Origin of the sequence: Streptomyces ruber (assembly GCF_014648075.1) — a bacterium.
Lineage (GTDB): Bacteria > Actinomycetota > Actinomycetes > Streptomycetales > Streptomycetaceae > Streptomyces > Streptomyces ruber.
The window spans coordinates 40,608-65,240 of sequence record NZ_BMQK01000005.1 but is presented as its reverse complement, the minus strand read 5'-3'; the positions used below and the strand labels follow the sequence as shown (position 1 = coordinate 65,240).

Sequence of the window (24,633 nt, the reverse complement as noted above, 5' to 3'; positions counted from 1 at the left end):
GTGACCGCCCGCCGACCGTCCGCCTGCTGCGCGGCCGTCCTCGTGGCCGTCTGCGCGCTGCTGCTCCTGCCCGCCGGGCCGGCGGACGCGCACCCGCTCGGCAACTTCACCGTCAACCGGTACGACGGGCTCGTCGCCGCGCCCGGCACGCTGCGCGTCCTCCACGTCGAGGACCTCGCGGAGATCCCGGCGGCCCAGGCCGCGCCCGACGTCGAGCGGCGGGGCAGGGAGGGCTGGGCCCGGGAGCGGTGCGCGACGGCGGCCCGGGAGAGCGAGGTGACGGTGGAGGGGAGGCGCGTCGCGCTGGCCGTCGGCTCGGGCCGTGCGCTGGTGCGGCCGGGGCAGGCCGGGCTGACCACCCTGCGCGTGGAGTGCCGGCTCACGGCGCCCCTGCCCCGGGACGGGTCCGTCCGGTTGCGCTTCCGCGCCGCCGTCGACTCCGGTCCGGGCTGGCGGGAGATCACCGCGCGGGGCGACCGGACGACGCTCACCTCCTCGGACGTGCCCGGGGAGTCCGTGTCCCGGCGGCTGACGCGCTATCCGCAGGAGCTGCTGTCCTCCCCCGCGGACACCACGGCCGCGTCCCTGCGGGTGCGTCCCGGCGGACCGGCGGCGGCCGACGGCCCGGACGGCGCGGCCGGCGGCCCGGAGGGCGCCCCCGGTGCCGCGGTGCTGCCGCGCGGTGCGGACCGCTGGACCCTGGCGCTGGAGGCACTGATGGCCCGTCAGCACCTCACCTCCGGTCTCGCGGTCCTGGCCCTGGCGGTCGCCGTGGTCCTCGGCGCGCTGCACGCGCTCGCGCCGGGCCACGGCAAGACGGTCATGGCCGCGACCGCCGCCGCCCGCGGCCGGGCCGGGTTCCGTGACGTGCTCCCGATGGTCGTCTCGGTGACCGTGACGCACACGCTCGGTGTGGTGGCCCTGGGCCTGCTCGTCACCGCCGGGTCCGCCGCCACGCCGTCCGTGATCGCGTGGCTGGGCGTCGCGAGCGGCCTGCTCGTGACGGCGGCGGGCGTGACACTCGTACGCCGCGCCCTGTCGCACCGCAGACACCCGCACCCGCATCCACACCCGCACCACAGCTCTCATGAGCACACCCACACCCACACCCACGGCGGCGTCACCCACGCGCATCCCGTCGCCCCCACCCTCCGCGGCACGCTCCTGCTCGGCTTCGCGGGCGGGCTGGTGCCGAGTCCCTCCGCCGTGGTCGTGCTGGTGGGCGCGGCGGCGCTGGGGAGGGCGTGGTTCGGGCTGCTGCTCGTGCTGGCGTACGGCGCCGGGCTGGCGCTGACGCTCACCGCGGCCGGGTTCGCCGTCGTGCGGGCGGGCGACGGGGTGGACCGGCTGCTCGCGCGGCGGCCCCGGTGGTCCGGCGGCCGGTCCGTCGCCCTGCTGCGCGGGGCCGTTCCCCTGGTGTCGGCCCTGGCGGTCCTCGTCCTGGGGGCCGGACTGGTGCTCAAGGGGGCCGCATCCGCGTTCGGCTGAGTTACTTTCGGGGGATGTCAGGCGGATACGAGGGAGGCGCCCGTGTCCGAGGGATCCGGCACCGAGCGGGTGGTCGCGGGGCGTTACCGCCTGCTGTCCCCACTGGGCGAGGGCGGCATGGGGACGGTGTGGCGGGCCCGTGACGAGGTGCTGCGCCGCGAGGTCGCCGTCAAGGAGGTGCGGGCGCCGGCCGGGCTGCCCGCCGCCGAGGTGGAGCGGATGTACGCCCGGCTGGAGCGGGAGGCCTGGGCGGCCGCGCGGATCGCGCACCGGGGCGTGGTCACCGTCTACGACGTGGTCATGGAGGACGGCCGGCCCTGGATCGTGATGGAGCTGGTCCGGGGGCTGTCCCTCGCCGACGTGCTGGACGCCGAGGGTGCGCTCCCGCCGCAGCGGGCCGCGACGATCGGCGCCGAGGTGCTGGCCGCGCTCCGGGCCGCCCACGCCGCGAGGGTGCTGCACCGGGACGTGAAGCCGGGCAACGTGCTGGTCGCCCATGACGGACGGGTCGTCCTCACCGACTTCGGCATCGCCATGGTCGAGGGCGCCTCCGCGCTCACCATGGCCGGGGAGGTGGTCGGCTCCCCCGAGTTCGTGGCCCCGGAACGGGCGCTCGGCCGCACCCCCGGCCCGGAGTCCGACCTGTGGTCGCTCGGGGTGCTGCTGTACGCGGCGGTCGAGGGCTTCTCGCCGTTCCGGCAGGACACTCCGCTGAACACCCTGCGCGCGGTCGTGGACACCGCGTTGCCCCCGCCGCTCCGGGCCGGTCCGCTGGCCCCGGTGATCGAGGGCCTGCTGCGCAAGGACCCGGCCGAGCGCGTCGGGGCCGAGCGGGCGGAGCGTGACCTGCGCCTGGTCGCCACCGGCGGCACGCCGTCACCCGCCGGCGCGGAGGGCCCGGCCCCGTACCCGCCGACGGTCGCCGCCCTCCCCGTACCGGGTGCCGGTGCGGGCGGGTCCGGACCGGCTGGCCCGGCGCACGCGGACTCCGCCGCCGCGGCCCGGACCCCGGACGCGCCGGACGGGTCCGGCCGCGGCCGCCGGGCCGCGCTGTTCGTCGCGGTGGGCCTCGCCGTCCTGGCCCTGGCGCTGGCCGGGCTGACGTACGCGCTGGTGAACCGCGGCGACGGGGGCGGGCGGACGGACGGCGCCGAGGGCGGCGCGCGGCCCACCGGCGGCACCGGGCAGGAGCACGGCGGGAAGGACCCGACCGGCGGCGGGGACGACGGCCGCACGGGCGGCACGGGCGGGACCGGCGGCACGGGCGGCACCGGTGACGACGGCGGCGGCGCGGGCGGTGACGGCCCGCCGGGTACGCCCACCGGGAGCCGTACGGCCACGGGGACGTCCGATCCGCCCGCCCAGTCCGTCCGGGTGACGGTCGCGGGCGAGCACACCGAGTACGCGGGGGCCTGTCCCCCGGCGGACGCGGACGTGCCCGCCTTCACGGCGACGTTCACGGTGGGGCGGGTGCCCGCCCAGGTCGAGTACCGGTGGGTGACGAGGCGCGGTGAGGTGTCGGACCCGGGCTGGCGCACCCTCTCGTTCCCCGCGGACGGTGACCCGACCGGGCGCGAGCGGGTGATCGTGACGACGTACGACACGGACGGCGCCTACGAGGACGAGATCGGTGTCGAGGTCCGCGGTCCGGTGCGTACGACGTCCAACGCGGTGCCGTTCTCGGTGACCTGCGAGGGGGAGACCCCGGTCGACGGGACCTCCCCCGGTACCACGGCCACGGAGCCGGCGTCGGCGCCGGGCGGAACGGTCAGGCCGCGTTCCTGAACACGGGCAGGTAGCCGCCCGACTGGCCCGCGGCCGTCGGGTGGTACGACTCGGTGATGTTCAGCAGGTTCACGCTGTGCAGCCAGGAGCTGCCGGAGCAGATCTCGTGGCCGGTGAACGAGGACCGCACGTCGCCGAAGGTGAAGCCGTGGTCGGCGGCCCGCTTGGCGATCGCGCTGTTCAGGTGGTCGGAGGCGGCGTTGATGGCGGAGCGCTTGGCCTCGGAGAGCCCGAGACAGGTCTGGCCGAGCTTGTAGAACCGGGGGTAGCCGAGCACGACGACGTGGGCGGCGGGTGCCTTGGACCGGATGGCCGAGTACACGGAGTCGAGCCGGGCGGGCAGGGTGGAGTCGACGAACGCCTTCGCGGTGTCGATACGGGACAGGCAGGTGCTGTCGGTGGAGGTGACGCAGGTGATCATGACATCGGCGAAGCCCGCGTCGTTGCCGCCCACGCTGATCGAGACTAGGCCCGTGGAGGCGCTCAGGGGGCCGAGCTGGCTCGCCAGGACGTCACTCGTACGGGCGCCCGAGCAGGCTGTGAAGTGGAAGGACGAGGGCGCGTTGGCGGTGGCCCACAGTCGCGGGAACGCCTTCGTGCTGCGCTTGCAGTTGCCGCCGGCGCTGTCGTAGCTGCCCGCGCCGACACCTGAGGAGTACGAGTCGCCGAGGGCCACGTAGCCGGTGGCCGCCGCGGTCGGGGACGCCTGTGCGGAGGCGGCCCCGGTGAGGGCGACGCCCGCCGCGAAGAGGAACGAGGTGACGTATGCCGTGAATCGGGTGCGTCTCATGGAACCTCCCTTAGCAGGATCTCTGCCATAACTTTGGTAGCAGCTACGCGTGTTGACTGGAAGTGTTCATGCCAACAATTTCCACGCCATACCAGGGCGCGCTCCGGACGTTCACCGCGCCGTTGATTACACGCGCGTGACAGGTACACGTCTCTTATGACAGGTGCGTGACAACACCCGAGGCGCTCTTGAGCCGCGCCCGCCGCACACCTGACGCTGTGTCCGGCCCCCGGAACGGAACACGACGCTCCGAGGCCGTGCGCGCGACGACGTGCGCACTCCCGCCTGCGCGCACCCCACCCCGGCGCGCGCTGCCTGGAGGAGGACTCCCTCGTAATGGCACAGCTGCGTACCAAGAAGATCCGCCTCGCCGCCCTCACCACCGTCGCGACCGCCGCCCTCGTCGGCGGCCTCACGGCGCTGCCCGCCCAGGCCGCCCCGGCCGAGGGCACGGTGCTCGCGGCCGGCTCCCCCACCGCGGTCGAGGGCAGCTACATCGTCACGCTCAAGAAGGGCGCGGCGGGTCTCAAGGCCACGTCCAGCCAGGGCAAGGGCCTGGTCAAGACGTACGGCGGCACGGTGAGGAGAACGTTCAGCGCCGCGCTGAACGGCTACACGGCGGAACTGACCGAGACCGAGGCCCGCAGACTCGCGGCCGACCCGGCGGTGGCCTCCGTCGAGCAGGACCAGAAGGTCCGGCTGACGGCCACGCAGAACAACGCCCCCTGGGGCCTGGACCGCGTCGACCAGAACGCGCTGCCGCTGAACCGCACGTACACCTATCCCGACTCGGCGGGCAGCGGCGTCACCGCGTACGTCATCGACACCGGCGTCCGGATCACGCACTCCGACCTCGGCGGGCGGGCCTCCTACGGCTACGACGCCGTGGACGGCGACACCGTCGCCTCCGACGGCAACGGCCACGGCACCCATGTGGCCACCACCATCGCGGGCTCGACGTACGGCGTCGCCAAGGCGTCGAAGATCGTGGCGGTCCGCGTGCTGAACAACAGCGGCTCCGGCACCACGGCGGGCGTCATCGCGGGCATCGACTGGGTGACCGCGAACCACAGCGGCCCCTCCGTCGCCAACCTCTCGCTCGGCGGCGGCGCCTCCACCGCGCTCGACACGGCGGTCCGCAACTCCATAGCCAGCGGCGTGACCTACGCGGTCGCGGCCGGCAACAGCAACGCGAACGCCTCCTCCTACTCCCCCGCGCGCGTCGGCGAGGCCATCACGGTGGGCGCCACCACCAGCACGGACGCCCGGGCGAGCTACTCCAACTACGGCTCGGCGCTGGACATCTTCGCGCCCGGCTCCTCGATCACGGCGGGCTGGCACACCGGCGACTCCGCGACGAGCACCATCTCGGGCACCTCGATGGCCACCCCGCACGTCGCGGGCGCGGCCGCCGTCTACCTCGCGGGGCACGCCTCGGCCACCCCGGCCCAGGTCGCCACGGCGCTGGTGAACGGCGCCGCGACGAACAAGGTGACCGGCCCGGGCACCGGTTCCCCGAACCGCCTGCTGCAGCTCGTCCAGTAGCACCGGTTCGCGTCAACCGGCCCGACCCGTACGGCAGTTCCCCGGAGGCAGCCGGCGCCTCCGGGGCGCTTCCGTATCCGGACTCCGCGTCTTGACGCCCCCGCGCCCCCTGAGCGACATTGAAGCCCGGCATCCGGCGCGTCGGGGGGCAAAGCGGGGAGCACAGTCGCCAATGCAGACCTTACGGATCAAGCTGCCGTCCTCTTCGGGGCCGCCGGGGGACGACGGCCGTCCACGGCCCGGTCCGCGCAAGGACCTGGCGGCGCTGCTCACGGGCGCGGCCACCGCCGTCGCGGCGGCCGGCGCGCTGCTCGCGCTCACCGACGCGGCCTCGCCGCTGCGCGCGCCGCTCACCCTGTTCTTCCTGCTCGCCGCGCCGGGTGCCGCCATCGGCGCCTCCCTGCGCGGACTGCCGCTCCTCGGCCGCGTCGTGACGTCCGTCGCGGGAGCGGTCGCGGTCGACCTGCTCGTCGCCCAGGCACTGCTGGCGGCGCGCGTGTGGTCCGTCCGCGGCGGGATCGTGGCCGTGACCGCGGTCAGCGTGCTCGTCCTCCTGCTGGTTCCGGTGCGCCGCCCGCGCGGCCGCCGTACGGAGAGAAGACGGACCTCCTGACGTGGACATCACCGTGTACCGCCCCGGTGAGCTGACCGCCGCCGACCGGGCCGCCTGGACCGCCCTGCAGTCCAAGGCCCATCTGCACGGCATGCCCGAGCTGGCGAACCCGTTCCTGTCGCCGGAGTTCGCCCTCGCGGTGGGCGCCTGCCGGCGCGGCGTGCGGATCGCCGTCGTACGGGAGGAGGGGGAGCCCGTCGCGTTCTTCCCGTTCCAGCGGACCGCCACGGGAGTCGGCCGGGCGGTCGGTCTCGGCCTGTCGGACTGCCAGGGCATGGTCCACCGCCCGGGGTTCACCTGGGACGCACGCGAACTGCTGCGGGCCTGCGGGCTGGCGGTGTGGGAGTTCGACCACCTGGTGGAGGGCCAGGCGGCGTTCGAGGCCCATGCCGGCGGTTCGTTCCCGTCCCCGGTCATGGACCTGGAGGAGGGCTACGAGGCGTACCTGGGCCTGGTGCGGGCGAGAGCGGGCGGGAAGTTCGTCCGGTCGACGCTGGCCAAGGAGCGCCGGCTGCGGCGGGCGACGGACGGCGAGGTGCGCTTCGAGTACGACGAGCGCGACCCGGAGGTACTGCGCACGCTGATGGACTGGAAGTCCGCCCAGTACCGCAGGACGGGGCGGAGCGACCGGTTCGCGCGCCCCTGGATCACACGCCTCGTGCACCGGCTCTTCCACACCCGCTCCGCGTCGTTCGCGGGGGTGCTGTCCGTGCTGTACGCGGACGGCAAACCGGTCGCGGCGCACTTCGGGCTGCGCTCGGAGCGGGTGCTGACGTGCTGGTTCCCGGCGTACGACCCGGCGTACGGGCGGTTCTCGCCGGGTCTGCTGCTGCATCTGCACATGGCGGAGGCGGCCGCCGCCGACGGCATCGCCCACCTGGACCTGGGGCGGGGCCAGAAGCAGTACAAGGACTCCCTGAAGACCCGTGAGATCAGCGTCTCCGAGGGGTGGGTGACCCGCCGTCATCCGGTGGCGCTCGGCCACCGGGCCCACCGGGCGCCGGTGCGGGCCCTGAGGAACACGGTGGTGACCCGCCCGGAGCTGTTCGCTCCGGCCGACCGGCTGCTCAAACGGATCGGGAGGGTCCGTTCGAGGGGTCAGGTAACGGACACAACAACAAAAACGTGAGTGCTTGTTTCAGGTCTTGCCATATAGTCTGAATCATCAATATCGTCGCACATATACCTGCATCGGCCTATCGTCATGCGGCTTCAGGGGAGGGCTCAGGGCCGCGATGAATTCCGGTGCGGGCGCGGTAGGGGGGTGCCGTGCTCGGTGACCGCACATCTTTGCCGAGTCGGGCCGCGCGACCGTCCGGTCGCGAACAGCCGGCCAGCCATGCCAGCTCGCTCCGGCATGCACGTGAGATCCACTTCGCCGTGCCGTGAGTGAGGACCCCCCTTTCGAACCGGACCAAGAACCGGACCGCCCAAGGGGCGGGCGGTCCACCGGACGAGAGGGACCAGACTCATGACCTCAGCTCTGCGCCCGGCGGTCTCCGGTACCACCACGGAGGAACCGTCCGCGGCGGTCGAGGCCGGCAAGTACCGGCCCGTCTCCACCCATCTGGCCATCGCGCCGCCGGTGAGCGTGGTGATCCCGGCCATGAACGAGGCGGAGAACCTTCCGTACGTCTTCAAGACGCTGCCGTCCTGGATCCACGAGGTGGTGCTCGTGGACGGCAACTCCACCGACGGCACCGTCGAGGTGGCGCGCGGACTGTGGCCCGACGTGAAGGTCGTCCCGCAGCGCGGCAGGGGCAAGGGGGATGCCCTGATCAGCGGGTTCGAGGCGTGCACCGGCGACATCATCGTGATGGTCGACGCGGACGGCTCGGCCGACGGCCACGAGATCCTCAGCTATGTCTCCGCACTGGTCTCCGGCGCGGACTTCGCCAAGGGCTCGCGGTTCGCCAACGGCGGCGGCACGGACGACATGACACCGGTCCGCAAGCTGGGCAACCGGGCACTGTGCGCGGTGGTGAACCGCAAGTTCGGCGCCCGCTACACCGACCTGTGCTACGGCTACAACGCCTTCTGGCGGCACTGCCTGGACAAGATCGACCTCGACTGCACCGGGTTCGAGGTGGAGACCCTGATGAACATCCGGGTCGTCAAGGCGGGCCTGCGGGTGCAGGAGATCCCGAGCCACGAGTACCTGCGCATCCACGGCACCAGCAACCTGCGGGCCGTGCGCGACGGGCTGCGTGTGCTGAAGGTGATCCTCAAGGAGCGCTCCAACCGCCGTGCCCTGCGGCGCCGTCCGCACGGAACGATGCTCTCCGTCAGGCGGGGAGAGGCGTCTTGAGGGAGCCGGACGTCTCGGTCGTCATCTGCGTCTACACCGAGGACCGCTGGGAGGACATCCTCGCGGCGGTCGCCTCGGTACGGGCGCAGTCCCGGCCCGCGCGGGAGATCCTGCTGGTCGTCGACCACAACCAGGTGCTCCTGGAACGGCTGGCCGAGGAGTACGAGAAGAGCGACGGAAGCGCGGGGACGGGAGAGGTGCGGGTGCTCGCCAACGCGGGCCCCCGCGGCCTGTCCGCCGGCCGCAACACCGGGATCGCCGCCTCCCGCGGCGAGATCGTCGCCTTCCTCGACGACGACGCGGTGGCCGAGCGGGAGTGGCTGCGGTACTTCGCCGAGGGGTACGCGGACCCGCGGGTGATGGCCGTCGGCGGGCGCACGGTGCCCGTCTGGGCATCGGGCCGCCGCCCGCTGTGGTTCCCCGAGGAGTTCGACTGGGTGGTGGGCGCCGCGTACAAGGGCCTGCCGCCCGGCCGCGCCCGGGTCCGCAATGTGCTCGGCGGCAACGCCTCCTTCCGCCGTACGGCGTTCGACGCGGCCGGCGGCTTCGCGACCGGCCTCGGGCGCGACGGCGGCGAACGGCCGCTGGGCTGCGAGGAGACGGAACTGTGCATCCGGCTGTCCCGGGCCAGACCGGACGCGGTGCTGCTGTTCGACAACCGCGCGGTGATCCACCACCGGGTGCCCGCGGCCCGGGAGCGCTTCGCGTACTTCCGCACCCGCACCTACGCCGAGGGCCTGTCGAAGGCGCTGGTCGCCCGGAGCGTCGGCGCGGACAAGGGCCTGGAGTCGGAGCGCCGGTACGCCACGCGCGTCCTGCCCGCCGGGGTGGCGCGGGGCCTGCGCGACGCGCTGCTGGCCCGGCCGGGCGGCGCGGGGCGGGCGGGCGCGATCGTCGCCGGAGTGCTGACGGCGGCGGGCGGGTACGCCGTCGGCAGTGTCCGGGCGCGCCGGAGCGGTACGACGTTCTCCGTCGTGGAGATCCCGGCGGGCGGGGTCCCGGCGGCCGAGGAGGGTACCGCATGAGCGAACCGGCCGTCCCCGTCCTGATGTACCACGCGGTCGCCACCGCGCCGAACGAGGAGACCCTGGGCCTGTCCGTCGCCCCCGAGGCGTTCGCCGAGCAGATGGCGCTGCTCGGCGACCGCGGCTTCACCCCGCTCACCACGGCCGGGCTGGCGCGCTGCTGGCGCTCCGGGAGCCCGCTCCCGGAGCGGCCGGTCCTCATCACGTTCGACGACGGTTACGAGGGCGTGCACCGGCACTGCCTGCCGGTGCTCGCCGAGCACGGCTTCACGGCCTCGCTGTTCGTCTCGACGGCGTGGATCGAGGGCGCGCACGCGGGCGGCGGCGCCCCCGACGTCATGCTCGACTGGGAGCAGGTCCGCCGGCTCGCCGACGCGGGCGTCGAGATCGGCGGCCACAGCCACACGCACCCCCAGCTCGACCAGCTCTCCGACGAGGCGCTCGACTCCGAGCTGCTGCGCTGCGCGGAGATCGTCTCGGACGAACTGGGCACCCGGCCCGTCTCGTTCGCCTACCCCTACGGCTACTCCAGCCGCCGGGTGCGGCGCGCGGTGCGCGCGGCGGGCTTCGCGCAGGCGCTCGCGGTCGGCAACGGCCTCGCCCGGCGCCGCCAGGGACCGTACGCCCTGCAGCGGGTGACCGTGCGGCGGTCCACCTCGGCCGACGAGTTCGAGCGGCTCGTCGAGGGCCGCGCCATCGGCCGCAACTTCGCCCGGGACCGCGCCCTCACCAAGGGGTACGCCGTGGTCCGCAGAGCACGACAGGTCCGGAAGGCCGTCCGTTCCCGTGTCTGACACGACCACCACCGACCGGGCCCGGGCCGCCACCGCCACGGAGGAGCACGCACAGCGGCCGGGCGGCGGCAGCCAGCTGCTCCGCAACGCCTACGCCCTGATGCTGAACACCGGCATCTCCGGGGTGCTGGGGCTCGGTTTCTGGCTGGCCGCCGCCCGCTACTACTCCGAGGCGTCGGTCGGCCAGGGCTCCGCCGCGATCGCCGCGATGAAGTTCCTCGCGGGGCTGGCTGCGCTGACCCTGACGGGTGCCCTGGCGCGGTTCATCCCCGTCGCGGGCCGGCACACGGGGCGGCTCATCTTCCGTACGTACGCGGGCAGTTCGGTGGCCGTGGCGCTGGCCGCGGGGGTGTTCCTGCTGACCCTGCCGCTGTGGGGGCCCAGTTACCGCTTCCTGCACGACCCCCTGTACGCGGTGGTGTTCGTGCTCGCGGTGGTCGCCTGGTCGCTGCTCACCCTCCAGGACGGGGTGCTGACCGGGCTGCGCAACGCGCTGTGGGTGCCGGTGGGCAACACCGTCTTCTCCGCGGTGAAGCTGGTGCTGCTGGTCGCGTTCGCCGGCGCGATCCCGGTCATGGGCGTGTTCGTGTCGTGGGTCGCGGCGATCGCGGTGTCGGTGCTGCCCCTGGGCTGGCTGGTGTTCCGGCGGCTGGTGCCCCGGCACGTGGCGGCCACGGAGGACCACGCGAGCCCGCCGTCGCTGCGGGAGATCGGGCGGTTCCTCGCGGGCGACTACACCGGCTCGCTGTTCTCGCTCGCCGTCGTCTACCTCGTCCCGGTGATCGTCGCCGCCAAGGTCGGCGCCGCCGACAACGCGTACTTCTACATCGCCACGACCATCGGCGGCACGGTCAACCTGCTCGCCATCAACATGGGCGCCTCGCTGACCGTGGAGGGCGCCCACGACCCGTCGAGGCTCGCCGCGAACACCCGGGCGGCGCTGCGCCGGATGGCCCGCATCATGCTGCCCGTCTGCGGGGTGATGTTCTTCGGGGCGCCCTGGATCCTCGCCGTGTTCGGGCAGGGGTACGCGGACGCGGCGACCCCGCTGCTGCGCTGGTTCGCCGTCGGGTCGCTGCTGCGGGTCGTGATGGAGACGTACTTCGCGGTGCTGCGCGCCCAGAGCCGTACCGCCGGACTCGCCTGGCTGCAGGGGCTGCTGTGCGTGCTGGTGCTCGGTCTGACGCTGCTGCTCCTGCCCCGGATGGGCCTGACCGGCGCGGGTGTCGCGGAGATCTCCAGTCTCACGGTGATCGTCCTGATCGCCGCGCCGAAGCTGTACGCGATCCTGCGCACCGCGCCGCCCGCCGTGCTGCCCGAGGACGCGCCGCCGGACGGCGACCTCGCCGACATGGGCGCGGTGGCGAGGCGGCCGGGCCCCAGCTGGGCGCGCCGCCGCGACGCGCAGACCCTCTCCCTCGGCCTCCACCTCGACCTCGACCACCTGGAGCGGCGGCCGGACGTACGCCCCGGCCCGGGCACCCCGCCGGCCGGGACACCCACCGGACGGACGGAGCACCGGCCGACGTGGGCGTTCCGGGCGCCGCCCGCGAAGGAACCGTCTTCCCCGCCGCCCGGGGAACCGCCCTCCGCGCGCGAGCGGACGCGTCCCACCCGGACGGGTGTGGTGCTCGGCTGTCTGCTCGCGTCCGCGCTGCTGCTGTACTGGGTGCCGGCGCTCACGCTCGGCGACGCCGCGCTGGACCGGATGGGCGGGCTCGGTCTGGTCTCGGTGCTGCCGGTGCCGACGCTGGCCGGCGCCGGGCTGCTGGCCGTGGTGTTCGCCTCGCTGCTGTGGACGGCCCGCGAGCACCGGGGGCTGCTGCTCGTCACGCTGCTGGCGACCGTGGTGTCGCTGCACGCGCTGCCCGCGGTGATCGAGGCGGAGCCGCGGTTCCCGACGGCCTGGCAGCACCTGGGGTTCCTCGACTACATCGGCCGGACCGGCGAGGCCGTGCCCGACCTGGACGCGCGCTGGAGCTGGCCGGGCTTCTTCGCGGCGGCCGCGTTCGTGGCGAGGGCCTGCGGGGTGACGGACCTCACCGAGGTCATCCGCTGGTGGCCGCTGACCGTGCAACTGCTCTACCTGGCGCCGATGTTCCTGCTCACCCGCTCGATGCGGGCGAGCTGGCGGGCCAGGTGGACCGGCGTGTGGATCTTCGTCCTGGGCGGCTGGGTCGGCCAGGACTACTTCTCCCCGCAGGGCTTCACCTACCTCCTCTACCTGGTCTTCGTGGCGATCCTGCTGGTGTGGTTCCGCGCCCCGCGCGTGCTGTGGGGCAGGGCCCGCCCGGGCGAGGCGGAGGTCGAGCGGACCGACCGGCGGCAGCGCACGGTGCTGCTCGTGGTGCTGATCGCGCTGTTCGCGGCGACCGTCCCGGCGCACCAGCTCACCCCGTTCGTGATGCTGGGCGTGCTCACGGTCCTCGTCCTGGCGGGCCGCTCGGAGCTGCGCGGGCTGCCGATCCTGTTCGGGGTGCTGGTCACCGCGTGGATCGGCTTCATGGCCGAGCCCTACTGGTCCGGGCACCTCGACGAGCTGTTCGGCGGGATCGGCGGCGTCGGCGGCAACGTCTCCTCGTCCGTCTCGGGCCGTATCGCCGAGGGCAGCTCCACGCACAAGCTGGTGCTGTACGCGCGCGTGGCGCTGGCCGGCACGGTCATGGCGCTGGCCTGCTGGGGGTGGTGGCGCCGCCGCGAGAACGGCTACCGCGAGCGGTCGCTGCCCGTGCTCGCCTTCGTCCCGTTTCTGGGCTTCGGCATGCAGTCGTACGGCGGCGAGATGGCGCTGCGCGTCTTCATGTTCGCGCTGCCCGGCGCGGCGCTGCTCGCGGGCCTCGCCCTGTTCCCGCGCACCGGGGTCACCGCGCAGGAGCGTGACAAGGACCAGGTGAGCCTCGCCCCGCTGGCCGCGGCTCTGGCCGGGCTCGTCCTGCTGGGCGGCTTCCTGGTGGCCCGCTGGGGCAACGAGGGCTTCGAGCGGACCCGTACGGGCGAGGTCGCGGCCATGGAGTACGTGTACGCGCACGACGATCCGACGGTGCGGCTGCTGTGGCTGAGCACAGATCCGGTGGACGACGTGACGCCCGCGATGCCGTGGGGCGCGCGGGACATGGAGAAGGTCCAGTACGTGCCCACGCTCGCGCCCGGCGATCCGGTGCTGGTGTCGGGCCTGGTCAAGGAGTTGAGGGACGCGGGACCCAACTCCTTCCTGATGGTCAACCGCAGCCAGGTGGTCTACCTCCAGCTCGACGCGGGCTACTCGGCGACGTGGGAGACCCGGCTGCTGCGCCACCTCGACCGGCGCGAGGAGCTGACGCGGGTGTTCTCCAACGAGGACGTCACGATGTACGCCCTGCGCGAGGAGCCGGAGGGGGAGGTGCCGCGGGCGGATCCCGGACCGGCCGGGCCCCGGGTGACGTGGACGCCGTGGTCGGTGGTGGGCGGACTCGCGGCCCTCGCGCTGATCGTGCTGCTGTCGGCCCGTGAGGTCGTCCGGGTCGCGGTGCCGCCGGGGGTCCGGCAGCTGCGGTGGCTCCAGGGCAGCTTCTGGTTCTCCCTGCCGCTGCTGGCGGTGCTGCTGGCCGCGCTGGTGCAGCGGTTCCTGACGATGGGGGGCGCCTGAGGCGCGCGTACGGGGTGCGGCGGCTCAGCGGCCGAGCCACCGCACGTCGTACGCGCCCATCCGGAGCCGCCGGCCGTCGACCTCCGCCTCTACCGACCGGTCGAGCGTGTTGACGACGAGCACCGCCTTGTCGTCGGCGAGGACGCGGACCGCGGCCCTGTCGCGGCCGGCCACGGACACGGACTCGTACACCGTCCCCGGCGGGAACTCCCCGCCGAACCGGGCGAGCAGGTCGTACATCGGCAGCGGCCGGCCGCCGCCCGGGGTGTTAGTCGGGGTCCACAGGCAGCCGGCGCAGCCGGGGCCGTTCTCCTTCTCCGGGTTCCAGTAGGAGGCGGAGCCGGCGCCGCCGCGGGCGATGGCCATGAGGCCGGCGGCGTGCACGGCGACACGGTGGGGCTCGGACCAGCCGTCGCGGTCGTCATTCGCGTCGGCGGGCTCGACGTAGTACTCGGCCCACCACAGGGGCAGGTCGCCGGTCCGCTCCCGCACCCAGCGGCCGACGGCCGTGAACTTGTCGGTGGCCGCGAACTCGTCGGGCAGCAGCTCGTCGTCCTTGGTGTAGCTGGCGCCGTCGACGACGACGAAGTCGGCGCCCGCCTTGTGCGCGTTCCAGTAGTCGAAGGCGTCGAGGACCCGGTGGTCCAGGGCGCCCCACGGGCCCTTCAGCGACGTGGACGCCTCGTGGTCGCGCGGGTCGAGGCTGTCCATCACCAGGTAGGGACCGCCCACCATGATCTTGTCGTCGACCTGTTTCAGGGCGTCGTGGACCCGGTTGTACAGCTCGGTGTAGCCCTCGTGGTCCCAGCGGTCCTCGGCGTCGTTCCAGAAGCCCTTGAACTCGTTCCAGACGATGAAGTGCCGTACGTCCGGGTAGCGTCGGGCGATGGTCGCGGCGAGCGCCGCGAAGTCGTCGAAGTGCTCCGGGTCGGGGGCCGACTCCAGGGACTTCAGGCTCCAGTTGGTGTTGCCGGAGCCGGACTCGCCGCCCTTCATCCAGTCCGGTGCGCAGCACAGGGTGACGACCGGGATGCCGCGGGAGGCCCGGATGAGGTCGACACGCCGGTCCAGGTCGTCGAAGTCGTAGTGCCCCTTGACCGGTTCGGGGTTGCCCGCGCCCCAGCCCATGATGTGCTGGATCTGCGGCACGGGCCGCTCGCCGAGCAGGTCCGTCACCCGCTTCGTGGCCTCGTCGCTGCCCCGGTCGGCGCTGAACTGGGTGTGGGTGAAGCCCCAGCCGACGTCGGGTCCCAGGTCCTCGGGCGGGACCGCCGGAGTGCCGTGCACCTTGTCCCCCTCACGTGAGGTGCCCGCGGTGCCGCCGCCGTCCCCGGGCAGGGTGCGGACCAGGGTCAGCACCAGGGCCAGGGCCACCACCGCCACGCCGAGCAACGCGGCGATCCGCCACCGCAGTTCCCCCGAGTCCCACCACTCATGACGTCCCATCGAGGGCAACAGTAACCGCCCGGAAAGGGACTGGGCAGGGCGAGCCGGGCGACAGGCTCGTAACGGCACGGCGCACCGGCAACCACCGGTCCCACGAGAACGGTTCCGGTGCCCCCGGTGCACGCGCGACACATCCGGCGCACTGGAGAAAGCGGATGCACGGGCGCGTCCCGTGGCGGATCATGGCGGCATGTCTGCGAAACCGCACGAGGTTCTGCCGATCCGGCTCACCGTCGACGACAGCGACTCGCCCTCGGACGTCGTCGACGCGCTGTTCCTCGGCCGCTTCGCCACGGGAGAGCAGCCGCACGCGCACGCGGCGAACATCGACCGGGTGCGGTCCGGGGCGTCCCTGCTGCCGCCGGACGCCCGGGTGCTGCGCTCGGCCCGTGACGACGACCGCAGCGCGACCCTCGCGGAGGGCGACGGCTGGACGCTGCTGGTCTCCCGCTGGAACCGGGGCGCCGACGTCACGGTGACGGCGACCACTCCGGAACTGGCCGCGAAGGTGCTCGGCCAGGCCACCGACGGCGCGGCGGACGAACCGGAGCCGCAGCCGGACAACGTGACGATGGGCTTCTGGTACGTGTCGCCGCGGCGCGGCCCGCACCGTACGACGCGCCGGATCTCGGCGGGCTCCTGGGACGAGGTCCGGGCGAACTACACGGCCCCGGTCGCGGACGCCCTGGACCGGCTGATGAAGACGACCCCGCAGGACATCGCGGGCCGGCTCCTGCTGCTGCACGGCCCGCCGGGCACGGGCAAGACCTCCGCCCTGCGCACGCTCGCCCGCTCGTGGCGCGACTGGTGCCAGGTGGACTGCGTCCTCGACCCCGAACGGCTCTTCTCCGACGTCGGCTACCTCATGGACATCGCCATCGGCGAGGAGGACACGGCGGGCGAGGGCAAGGGCCGCTGGCGGCTGCTGCTCCTGGAGGACTGCGACGAGCTGATCCGCGGCGAGGCCAAGCACACGGCGGGCCAGGCGCTGTCCCGGCTGCTGAACCTGACGGACGGCCTGCTGGGCCAGGGCCGCAACGTCCTGGTGGGCGTCACCACCAACGAGGACCTGGAGCGCCTCCACCCGGCCGTGGTCCGCCCCGGCCGCTGCCTCGCCCGCATCGAGGTCGGACGGCTCACCCGGCGGGAGGCGGTCGACTGGCTCGGCACCGAGGAGGGGGTGGGCCGGGACGGGGCGACCCTTGCGGAACTGTACGCGCTGCGCCGGGGGACACCTCCGGCGTCGCTGCCGGAGCCGCGGGACGGGGCGGACGCGGGGCTGTATCTGTAGCCGACGCGCCCCGAAGGGGCGCGGGGAACTGCGCGACCAGCCATGACGCACCCGCGGAGAACGTACCGGACCTCACCCCCGGTAAGCCGCCCGCAGGGCATCCCGCACCGCGGCGAGCGCGTCCGGCTCGCTCAGCCCGAGCCGCCGCACCCGCTCCACGAACACCTGCGCGGCGGCCGCGGCCTCACGGTCCGCGGCGGCGCCGGCCGCGGCGACGAACGTGCCGTTGCGGCCCCGCGTCTCGATCACCCCGTCCGCCTCCAGCGCGCGGTAGGCCTTGGCGACCGTGCCCGCGGCCAGCCCCAGTCGCTCGGCCAGGCCGCGCACGGTCGGCAGGCGGTAGCCGACCGGCAGCCCGCCGGAACGGGCCTGCTCGGAGATCTGGGCGCGTACCTGCTCGTACGGCGCGGGCCCCTCGGTGATGTCGATCTTCAAGGTCACGAGGCGATTGTCCCGCACCCGCCGGAAAATGAGAGGCACCCGCCCGCTCGTTCCCCGTAGCGTCCGGCCCCATGACCGTCATCGTGCGTGCTCTCCGTCCCGAAGTCCCGGCCGACGCCGAGGGCTTCACCCGGGTGCGGCGACTGGCCGTCCCCGCCATGCTCGCCACTCCGGAGTCCGTCGTCCACAGCCTCACCCGCGCCCACCCGGACGCCCGCTTCCGGCAGTTGATCGCCGAGGAGGACGGCGAGGTCATCGGCACGGCGCAGCTCTACGTCGCCCATGACAGCCCGGAGCCCGGCCAGGGCAACGCCAACGTGTACGTGCACCCGGGGCGGACACGGCGCGGTGCGGGCGCGCTCCTCGTCCGCGCCGCGGAGGAGCACCTGGCCGCGCACGGCGTGACCAGGGTCTTCTCCTGGGTGCTGGACGAGCCGGGGAACCGCGCGTTCGCCGAGCGGCGCGGCTACCGGGCGAGCCGTTCCGCGCACTTCCTGCGCCTGGACCTGGCGAACGCCCCCCTGCCGCCGCTCCCGGAGACCCCGCCGGGCGTCGAGGTGCGCACGGCCGCCGACTTCACGGACGATCCGCGCCCGCTGTTCGAGCTGGACGCGGAGGCGTCGGCGGACGAACCGGGCGACATCGAGCACGAGTTGGCGGACTACGAGGCCTGGCTCGACGAGACCTGGCGGCATCCCCTCCTCGACCGGGAGCTGACCTCGGTCGCGGTGGCCGGCGGCCGGCCGGTGGCCTTCAGCGTGGCCCACACGGACGGCGACGGCCGCTACCACTCCGGCATGACCGGCACCGCCCGTTCCCACCGCGGCCGGGGCCTGGCCAAGCTCGTCAAGAGCCACTCGCTGCACCGGGCGCGCGCGGCCGGCTGCACGGAGGCGTTCACGGGCAACGACGCGGGCAACGACCCGATGATCGCGATCAACAAGTGGTTCGGGTACGAGATCTGTGCGACGGAGGTACGGCATGTCCGCGAACTCGGCTGACGGCAAGGGCACCCTGGACGTGGTGCTCGTCAAGGCGGGCCGCACGAAGATCCGCTACCCCGCCGAGCTCCTGCACGACGACGGCAGCCGCGTCACGGTCCGCGCCCCGTGGGCGGGCGACGGCGTCCGCGACTTCGGCTTCGTACGGTTCGAACCGGGCGACGTCTTCACGGAGCACTACTGGCGCGACCGGTGGTACGCGGTGAAGGAGGTCCGCGACGGCCGGGGCGCTCTCAAGGGCTGGTACTGCGACGTCACCCGCCCGGCCGTGCTCTCCGGCAGGGAACTCGTCGTCGAGGACCTCGACCTGGACCTGTGGCGCTCCGCGGACGGCACCGCCGTACTGCGTCTGGACGAGGACGAGTTCGCGGCGAGCGGCCTCGCGGCCAGGGACCCGTCGGCCGCCGCGGCCGCCCGGGCGGCCCTGGACGAGCTCGAACGTCTGGCCGCGCTGGACGCCTTCGACACGCTGTGAGGCGCTCCCGGCGGCCGTACCGTCGGAGTGACGCCCGCCACTGACGGCCAGAGGGTGACACCCGCCACTGACAGGCCCCGGGCGATGGGGAAGCCTCCCGGAAAGGCCTCGCCCGGACAAGGCCTGCCGGAACGCGGGACCCGGGTGGGCCACGAGGAGGCAGTCATGCGCCGCAGCACCGTGCAGAAGCCCCTGAGGCGGCCGGATTCCCGCCGGGTGCGGGACGAGGCCGACGAGCGGCCGGATTCCCGCCGGGTGCGGGACGAGGCCGACGAGCGGCCGGATTCCCGCCGGGTGCGGGACGAGGCCGACGAGCGGCCGGCCGGGCGGCCGGAGGTGCGCGAGGACATCGCGCGGACCTGGTGGCCGGACGGCTGAGCCTGCCGCGTACACGAGCGTGCACACAGCGACACCTACCTGAGGGCAGCCTGATCGCTTCCTTAACGCCGCCATAAGGATCTCCTCCAGCCGCCTCGAACAGGCGATCCCGCGGTCCGGCGGGGCTAGCTTCGGAACATCCCCCCCACGGGATCCGCCCCGCGCGTCACCGCCCTGTGCGGCACCGCGCGGGGCGCATCGCCCATGGTTCCGCCGGCCCACCGGACCGTTTCCGTTCCGCACCGTTTCGAGGAGATTCGCATGTCCGCACGCCGCAAGGCCGTCACCGTCGCCGCCGTCGGCCTGACCCCGCTCGCCCTCGGCGCGCTGGCCGCCGCGCCCGCGTCCGCGCACGGTTCGATGGGTGACCCGGTCAGCAGGGTCTCGCAGTGTTTCGCGGAGGGCCCCGAGAACCCGCGGTCGGACGCGTGCAGGGCCGCGGTCGCGGCCGGCGGCACCCAGGCCCTGTACGACTGGAACGGCGTGCGGATCGGCGACGTCGGCGGCCGCCACCAGGAGCGCATCCCGGACGGGAAGCTGTGCAGCGCGGGCGACGCGGCGTTCGAGGGGCTCGACCTTGCCCGCGCCGACTGGCCGGCGACGAGCGTGAGCAGCGGCTCGTACACGTTCAGGTACCGGGTCACCGCCCCGCACAAGGGCACCTTCCAGGTGTACCTGACCAAGGACGGGTACGACCCGGCCCAGCCGCTCGCCTGGGACGACCTGGATCTGGCGAACCCGGTGGCGACGGCCACCGACCCGGCCGCGGTGGACGGCTTCTACACGTTCTCCGGCACGCTCCCGCAGCGCTCCGGCAAGCACCTCCTGTACGCGGTGTGGCAGCGCTCGGACAGCCCCGAGGCCTTCTACTCCTGCTCCGACGTGACCTTCGGCGGCGCCACCGGCAGCGGGGCGGCGGACACGGCGGACAACGTGGCTCCCGCGCCGTCCGCGTCCGCCCCGAGCGAGGCGCAGATCGAGGACGGCAACGACAAGTCGACCGTCGAGCACGGCGGCCACGGGGACGACGACCCCGAGACGACGACGGACCCGACCGCGGCGCACGAGGGCGCGCACGAGGGTGGGGACAGCGGCGAGGCGGCGGACGGGGAGTCCGCGCACGCCCTCTCCGACACGGACTCCGGCGCCGGGTCCGGGGCAGATGAGGCCGGGACGGACTCCGGCGCCGGTTCCGGCAACGACGTCCAGCCCGCGGGCGCCTCGGAGAACCTGGCCGAGACCGGCGGCGACAGCATGACCCCGTACGTGGCCGTCGGCGGCGCGGCCGTCCTGGCGGCCGGTTCCTCGCTCCTGTTCGCCACGGCCCGCCGACGCACGGCGACCGGCGGCGGCCGCCACAGCCGCTGACGCCGGCCGCGTGACGGCGTCACGCCCGGGGGCCGCCCGGCGGCTCAGGCCGGACGGCCCCCGCCCGTCGCCGCACCGGGACCCATCGCCGCACGGAGGCCGTGCCGCATCGAGGACCGGAACCCGGGGTCCCCGGGCCTCGGGCGCCGGGCCGGGCACAGGGTTCAGGGCCCGACTTCGGACTCAGGGCCCCGGGCTTCACCCCCGACCCGCAGGCCCCAGCTCCGGACTCAAGGTTCCGGGCTCCGGACCCCCGCCCCAGGCCCAGGCTCCGGACCCAAGGCTCCGGGCCCAGGACCACAGGCATCGCACCCGCCCCCCAGACCCCAGCTCCGGACTCAAAACCCCGAACTCCACCCCCACCCCCAGGCCCCGGCTGCAGGCCTGGGGCCCGGGCCCGGGCCTGGGCCCTGGCCTGGGCGCAAGGCCCCGGGGACACAGTCATCCCGCGCTCCCCGGGCTCCGGTGCCACAGCTTCCGCATCGCCGTCCCGGGCTCCTCGCCCGCGGGCTTCAGGTCCGCCCACGGATGCATCTCGTAGCCGGTGGACATGCGGATGCTGCGGGAGCGGACCGCCTCCTCCATCGGGTCCTGCGCCGCGGAGCCGGTCGGCGCGGGCAGGCCGTGCGAACCGGCGAGCCGGGCCCGGCGCGCGCCGTCCCCGGTGCCGCCCTCCGGGGCCCGTTCCGCCGCTCCCTCCGGGGCGTCCGCCCCGCGCGCGCCCTGGGCCAGCCGGGCCGCGACCGCCTCCACCCCGCCGGTGCGGCGCAGTTCGACGAGTTCCGCGAGGTTCCAGGCGACCGCCCCCACCACGCTGAAGCTGCGCGGTGCCCGCCGCTGCACCACCCCGCGCACCAGCAGCAGCCAGGAGTGGAAGACGGTGTGGGCGCAGGCGGCGTGGGAGTCCTCGAAGAAGGCGAGGTCGACCAGGCCCGTGCCGTCGTCCAGGGTGGTGAAGATGACGCGCTTGCCGGAGCGGAGCGGCGGGGTCTGGGTCGCCGCCTTGGCGCCCGCGACCAGGACCGTCTCCCCGTTCCGCGCCTCGCGCAGCCGCCGCGCGGACAGCACGCCGAGCTCGTCGAGGAACTCCTTGTAGTCGTCCATCAGGTTGTGCGAGGCGTCCATGGAGAGCACGCCCAGCTCGGCGCTGAGCCGCTCGGCCGAGCTGAGGTCCGGCAGTCCGGCGGACGCGGTGCGCCGTCCTCCGGCGAGGGGCAGCTGGTCACCGCCCGCGCCGAGGCCGCCGCCCCGTGCGCCCCGGTGCAGTTCGGTCAGGTGCAGTTGCAGGTCGCGCCGGTTGGCGCCGAAGGAGTCCAGCGCGCCGACCTGGGCCAGCCGTCCGGCCAGCGGTCTGCTCGGGCGGGCCCGTTCCCAGAAGTCGACCAGCGAGACGTACGGCTGTCCGTCCGCGATCCGCGCCGCCTCGGCCTCGTTGATGCCGTGCACGTCGGAGAGGGCCAGCCGGACGCCCCACTTCTCCGGTCCACCCGATTCCGAGTCAGACACCAGTTCGATACGGTGCGTGACTCCCGACCGGTTCACGTCCAGCGGCAGGATCGGCACCCCGCGCCGCCGCGCGTCCGCCAGCAGCAGCCGCTTCGGGTACATCCCGGGATCGTGGGTGAGCAGCCCCGCGTAGAAGGCGGCCGGATGGTGGGCCTTCAGCCACGCCGACTGGTACGTCGGCACCGCGAAGGCCACCGCGTGCGCCTTGCAGAAGCCGTAGCTGCCGAACGCCTCGACGATCTCCCAGGTCCGGGCGATCGTCTCCGCGTCGTACCCCCGGGCGGCCGCGGCCCCCGCGAACCACACCCGGATCCGCCCCTGCGCCTCCGGGTCCGACAGCCCGCGCCGCACCCGGTCCGCCTCGCCCCGCCCGCAGCCGGTCATCACGTCCACGATGTGGATGATCTGCTCGTGGAAGACCACCACCCCGTACGTGTCCTTGAGGTGTTCCTCCAGGTCCGGGTGCGGGTAGCGGGCCGGCGCCCGGCCGTGCCGGGCCTCGATGAACGGCCGCACCATGTCGGCGGCGACCGGGCCGGGCCGGAAGAGGGAGATGTCGACCACCAGGTCGTGGAAGGTCGACGGCTGGAGCCGCCCGACCAGGTCCCGCTGGCCCGGCGACTCGATCTGGAAGCAGCCCAGCGTCTCGGCGGAGCGGATGAGCCCGTACGTCTTCTCGTCGCCCGCGTCGATGTCGAGGGCGTCCAGGTCGGGCCGGGCGCCCGTGGCCCGTTCGACCTCGTCCACCGCGTGCGCCATCGCGGACTGCATCCGCACGCCCAGCACATCCAGTTTGAGCAGCCCGAGCTCCTCCACGTCCTCCTTGTCGAACTGGGACATGGGGAACCCCTCGCCGCCGCTCGGCACCACCGGCGTACGGGCGAGCAGGGAGGAGTCGGAGAGCAGCACCCCGCACGGGTGCATGGCGATGCCGCGCGGGAGGGCGTCGAGCGCCTCGACCAGGTCCCACATCCGGCCGTACTTCTCCCCGCCCGCCGCGTCTCCCGCCAGCTTCTTCAGCTCCGGCAGCTCCTCCAGCGCCGCGCGCGCGTCACGGGCCCGGATGTGCGGGAAGGACTTGGCGATGTGGTCGATCTCGGCCGGGTCCATGCCGAGGGCGGCGCCGACGTCGCGGACGGCGTGCCGGACGCGGTACGTCTCCGGCATCGACACGGTCGCGACCCGTTCGGTGCCGAAGCGGTCGATGATCGCGCGGTAGACGTCGAGGCGGCGCGCGGACTCCACGTCGATGTCGATGTCGGGCAGCACCGGGCGCCGCTTGGACAGGAAGCGCTCCATCAGCAGCCCGTGCGCGACGGGGTCGGCGTGCGCGATGCCGAGCAGGTGGTTGACCAGGGAACCCGCGCCCGAGCCGCGGGCGGCCACCCGGATGCCCATGCCCCGGATGTCGTCGACCACCTGGGCGACGGTGAGGAAGTAGGAGGCGAAGCCGTGGTGGGCGATGACGTCCAGTTCGTCGTGCATCCGCTCCCAGTAGTCGCGGCGCCCGTCGTAGCCGCGCAGCACCATGCCCGCCGCGGCGCGGGAGGCGAGGACGCGCTGCGCGGTGCGCCCGCCCGCGCCGACGAGATGCGGCTCGGGGAAGTGCACGCTGCCGATGCCGAGGTCGTCCTCCGGGTCGACCAGGCACTCGGCGGCCGTGGCCTGCGTCTGTTCGAGGAGCCGGTACGCGGTCTCGCGGCGGAACCCGGCGGCCTCGACGATCCGCTCGGCGACGGCGAGCATCGTGTCCGCGTCCTTGAGCCAGGCCTCACCGGAGTCGAGTTCGCGGCTCGCGTCGACGGGCACGAGGCGGCGGGCGGCGTCCAGGACGTCGGCGACCGGGCCCATGCCGGGGTCGGCGTAGCGGACGGCGTTGGCGAGCACCGGCCGGACCCGCTGCTCGGCGGCGAAGCCGACGGTACGGGCGGCCAGCCGCAGCGAGCCGGGCCCGGTGCCCGTACGGCCGTGCCACACGGCTTCGAGGCGCAGGGCGTCGCCGTACGCCTCCCGCCAGGGCACGAGGAGCCGTGCGGCGCGGTCGGGGCGGCCCGCGGCGAGCGCGCGGCCCACGTCGGAGCCGGGGCCGAGCAGGACGGTCAGGCCCTCCGCGGCGCGTTGCCGCCAGGGCAGCACCGGCGGACCCTCGCCGCCGCCCGCGTGCGCCGCCGAGACGAGGCGGCACAGCTCGGCCCACCCCTGCGCGCCGTCCCGGGCGAGGAAGGTCACCCGGGGTGCCGACTCGTCGACGAAGGCGCCGCCCCGGACGGGCGTCCGGCGCCTCTCCCCCGCGGGCCTCCGCCCTCCTCCGGTGCCGCGCTCCTCCGCCGGCGCCTCCTCCACCGCGAGTTCCACCCCGAACAGCGGCCGCACGCCGGCCCGGGCGCAGGCCTTCGCGAACCGCACCGCTCCGGCGAGGCTGTCCCGGTCGGTGAGGGCGAGGGCGTCCATGCCCCGCTCGGAGGCACGCTCGGCGAGCCGCTCCGGGTGCGAGGCGCCGTGCCGCAGGGAGAACCCGGACACGGTGTGCAGATGCGTGAAACCCGGCACACGCACCTCCGTACTCCTCCGCGCCCGCGCTCCCTGCCGACGCTATCGAACACTAGTTCCCAATACCCCCACCCTCACCATACCTCCATTGTCGAACGAACGTACGACATCCGTTCAGACCCATCCCACCTGCGGAAACGCCCGGCGGCCCGGCTCTGCCACCGGGCTCGCCGTGACCCCGGTGACGGGCCCGCGCACGCGGCG

The 24,633-nt window shown here is 74.2% G+C and carries 18 protein-coding genes; 14 read left to right on the top strand and 4 right to left on the bottom strand.

The annotated features are described in order from the left end of the window. Both IEZ04_RS14250 and IEZ04_RS14245 read left to right on the top strand, forming a co-directional pair. On the top strand, positions 1-1,488 hold the full coding sequence (locus tag IEZ04_RS14250; protein WP_189217431.1) for a sulfite exporter TauE/SafE family protein: 1,488 nt from the start codon (positions 1-3) through the stop codon (positions 1,486-1,488). Positions 1,489-1,530: 42 nt separating this feature from the next. Beyond that, positions 1,531-3,273, top strand: coding sequence for a serine/threonine-protein kinase (locus tag IEZ04_RS14245; RefSeq protein WP_229821039.1), 1,743 nt, complete (start codon positions 1,531-1,533; stop codon positions 3,271-3,273). Here IEZ04_RS14245 and IEZ04_RS14240 read toward each other — a convergent pair. After that, positions 3,257-4,063 (bottom strand): SGNH/GDSL hydrolase family protein, encoded by an 807-nt coding sequence (locus IEZ04_RS14240; protein WP_189217209.1) that lies wholly within the window; start codon positions 4,061-4,063, stop codon positions 3,257-3,259. The two genes, IEZ04_RS14245 and IEZ04_RS14240, sit on opposite strands and share 17 nt — an antisense overlap. Positions 4,064-4,399: 336 nt before the next feature. Here IEZ04_RS14240 and IEZ04_RS14235 point away from each other — a divergent pair, with 336 nt between their 5' ends. The 7 genes from IEZ04_RS14235 to IEZ04_RS14205 all read left to right on the top strand — a co-directional run bounded on the left by IEZ04_RS14235 (position 4,400) and on the right by IEZ04_RS14205 (position 13,973). Continuing rightward, the gene (locus tag IEZ04_RS14235; RefSeq protein ID WP_189217208.1) at positions 4,400-5,608 is read left to right on the top strand and encodes a S8 family peptidase; all 1,209 of its coding nucleotides are present in this window, start codon (positions 4,400-4,402) and stop codon (positions 5,606-5,608) included. 172 nt (positions 5,609-5,780) lie between these two features. Next, positions 5,781-6,221 (top strand): hypothetical protein, encoded by a 441-nt coding sequence (locus IEZ04_RS14230; RefSeq protein WP_189217207.1) that lies wholly within the window; start codon positions 5,781-5,783, stop codon positions 6,219-6,221. A gap of 1 nt (position 6,222) precedes the next feature. Beyond that, on the top strand, positions 6,223-7,350 hold the full coding sequence (locus IEZ04_RS14225) for a GNAT family N-acetyltransferase (protein ID WP_189217206.1): 1,128 nt from the start codon (positions 6,223-6,225) through the stop codon (positions 7,348-7,350). Positions 7,351-7,692: 342 nt separating this feature from the next. Continuing rightward, on the top strand, positions 7,693-8,529 hold the full coding sequence (locus IEZ04_RS14220) for a glycosyltransferase family 2 protein (protein WP_189217205.1): 837 nt from the start codon (positions 7,693-7,695) through the stop codon (positions 8,527-8,529). Continuing rightward, positions 8,526-9,554, top strand: a complete 1,029-nt coding sequence (locus IEZ04_RS14215; RefSeq protein ID WP_189217204.1) for a glycosyltransferase family 2 protein — start codon at positions 8,526-8,528, stop codon at positions 9,552-9,554. Before IEZ04_RS14220 ends, IEZ04_RS14215 begins: the two co-directional genes overlap by 4 nt. Continuing rightward, positions 9,551-10,348, top strand: coding sequence for a polysaccharide deacetylase family protein (locus IEZ04_RS14210; protein WP_189217203.1), 798 nt, complete (start codon positions 9,551-9,553; stop codon positions 10,346-10,348). The genes IEZ04_RS14215 and IEZ04_RS14210 overlap by 4 nt, the downstream gene beginning before the upstream one ends. Beyond that, positions 10,341-13,973 carry a lipopolysaccharide biosynthesis protein gene (locus IEZ04_RS14205; protein ID WP_373296310.1) on the top strand — a complete coding sequence of 1,211 codons (3,633 nt, stop codon included), beginning with the start codon at positions 10,341-10,343 and terminating at the stop codon, positions 13,971-13,973. Before IEZ04_RS14210 ends, IEZ04_RS14205 begins: the two co-directional genes overlap by 8 nt. Positions 13,974-13,997: 24 nt before the next feature. Here IEZ04_RS14205 and IEZ04_RS14200 read toward each other — a convergent pair whose 3' ends face one another. Continuing rightward, positions 13,998-15,419 carry a GH39 family glycosyl hydrolase gene (locus IEZ04_RS14200; protein WP_189217202.1) on the bottom strand — a complete coding sequence of 474 codons (1,422 nt, stop codon included), beginning with the start codon at positions 15,417-15,419 and terminating at the stop codon, positions 13,998-14,000. 190 nt (positions 15,420-15,609) lie between these two features. Between IEZ04_RS14200 and IEZ04_RS14195 the strand changes: the two genes are divergently transcribed. Further along, complete coding sequence (locus IEZ04_RS14195; protein WP_189217201.1) at positions 15,610-16,710, top strand: DUF5925 domain-containing protein; 1,101 nt, start codon at positions 15,610-15,612, stop codon at positions 16,708-16,710. Positions 16,711-16,782: 72 nt separating this feature from the next. Here the strand turns inward: IEZ04_RS14195 and IEZ04_RS14190 are convergent, their stop codons facing one another. Beyond that, complete coding sequence (locus tag IEZ04_RS14190) at positions 16,783-17,151, bottom strand: GntR family transcriptional regulator (RefSeq protein ID WP_189217200.1); 369 nt, start codon at positions 17,149-17,151, stop codon at positions 16,783-16,785. A gap of 71 nt (positions 17,152-17,222) precedes the next feature. On the opposite strand from IEZ04_RS14190, the gene IEZ04_RS14185 reads away from it, so the two are divergent. The 4 genes from IEZ04_RS14185 (at position 17,223) to IEZ04_RS14170 (ending at position 20,373) form a co-directional block, all read left to right on the top strand. After that, positions 17,223-18,152, top strand: coding sequence for a GNAT family N-acetyltransferase (locus IEZ04_RS14185; protein ID WP_189217199.1), 930 nt, complete (start codon positions 17,223-17,225; stop codon positions 18,150-18,152). Beyond that, positions 18,133-18,627 carry a ribonuclease FAU-1 family protein gene (locus tag IEZ04_RS14180; RefSeq protein WP_189217198.1) on the top strand — a complete coding sequence of 165 codons (495 nt, stop codon included), beginning with the start codon at positions 18,133-18,135 and terminating at the stop codon, positions 18,625-18,627. The genes IEZ04_RS14185 and IEZ04_RS14180 overlap by 20 nt, the downstream gene beginning before the upstream one ends. 165 nt (positions 18,628-18,792) lie before the next feature. Further along, positions 18,793-19,005, top strand: a complete 213-nt coding sequence (locus IEZ04_RS14175; protein WP_189217452.1) for a hypothetical protein — start codon at positions 18,793-18,795, stop codon at positions 19,003-19,005. Positions 19,006-19,266: 261 nt separating this feature from the next. After that, the gene (locus IEZ04_RS14170) at positions 19,267-20,373 is read left to right on the top strand and encodes a lytic polysaccharide monooxygenase auxiliary activity family 9 protein (RefSeq protein ID WP_189217197.1); all 1,107 of its coding nucleotides are present in this window, start codon (positions 19,267-19,269) and stop codon (positions 20,371-20,373) included. A gap of 441 nt (positions 20,374-20,814) precedes the next feature. On the opposite strand, the gene IEZ04_RS14165 is transcribed toward IEZ04_RS14170, so the two are convergent. Next, the gene (locus tag IEZ04_RS14165; RefSeq protein WP_189217428.1) at positions 20,815-24,429 is read right to left on the bottom strand and encodes a DNA polymerase III subunit alpha; all 3,615 of its coding nucleotides are present in this window, start codon (positions 24,427-24,429) and stop codon (positions 20,815-20,817) included. Between the last annotated feature and the right edge of the window lie 204 nt (positions 24,430-24,633).

Excerpts from the sequence above, each read along its gene's own strand:
- IEZ04_RS14185 (WP_189217199.1), top strand. The coding sequence starts at position 17,223 with ATGACCGTCATCGTGCGTGCTCTCCGTCCCGAAGTCCCGGCCGACGCC.
- IEZ04_RS14230 (WP_189217207.1), top strand. The coding sequence starts at position 5,781 with ATGCAGACCTTACGGATCAAGCTGCCGTCCTCTTCGGGGCCGCCGGGG.
- IEZ04_RS14220 (WP_189217205.1), top strand. The coding sequence starts at position 7,693 with ATGACCTCAGCTCTGCGCCCGGCGGTCTCCGGTACCACCACGGAGGAA.
- IEZ04_RS14200 (WP_189217202.1), bottom strand. The coding sequence starts at position 15,419 with ATGGGACGTCATGAGTGGTGGGACTCGGGGGAACTGCGGTGGCGGATC.
- IEZ04_RS14170 (WP_189217197.1), top strand. The coding sequence starts at position 19,267 with ATGTCCGCACGCCGCAAGGCCGTCACCGTCGCCGCCGTCGGCCTGACC.
- IEZ04_RS14210 (WP_189217203.1), top strand. The coding sequence starts at position 9,551 with ATGAGCGAACCGGCCGTCCCCGTCCTGATGTACCACGCGGTCGCCACC.
- IEZ04_RS14175 (WP_189217452.1), top strand. The coding sequence starts at position 18,793 with ATGCGCCGCAGCACCGTGCAGAAGCCCCTGAGGCGGCCGGATTCCCGC.
- IEZ04_RS14195 (WP_189217201.1), top strand. The coding sequence starts at position 15,610 with ATGTCTGCGAAACCGCACGAGGTTCTGCCGATCCGGCTCACCGTCGAC.
- IEZ04_RS14180 (WP_189217198.1), top strand. The coding sequence starts at position 18,133 with ATGTCCGCGAACTCGGCTGACGGCAAGGGCACCCTGGACGTGGTGCTC.
- IEZ04_RS14235 (WP_189217208.1), top strand. The coding sequence starts at position 4,400 with ATGGCACAGCTGCGTACCAAGAAGATCCGCCTCGCCGCCCTCACCACC.
- IEZ04_RS14240 (WP_189217209.1), bottom strand. The coding sequence starts at position 4,063 with ATGAGACGCACCCGATTCACGGCATACGTCACCTCGTTCCTCTTCGCG.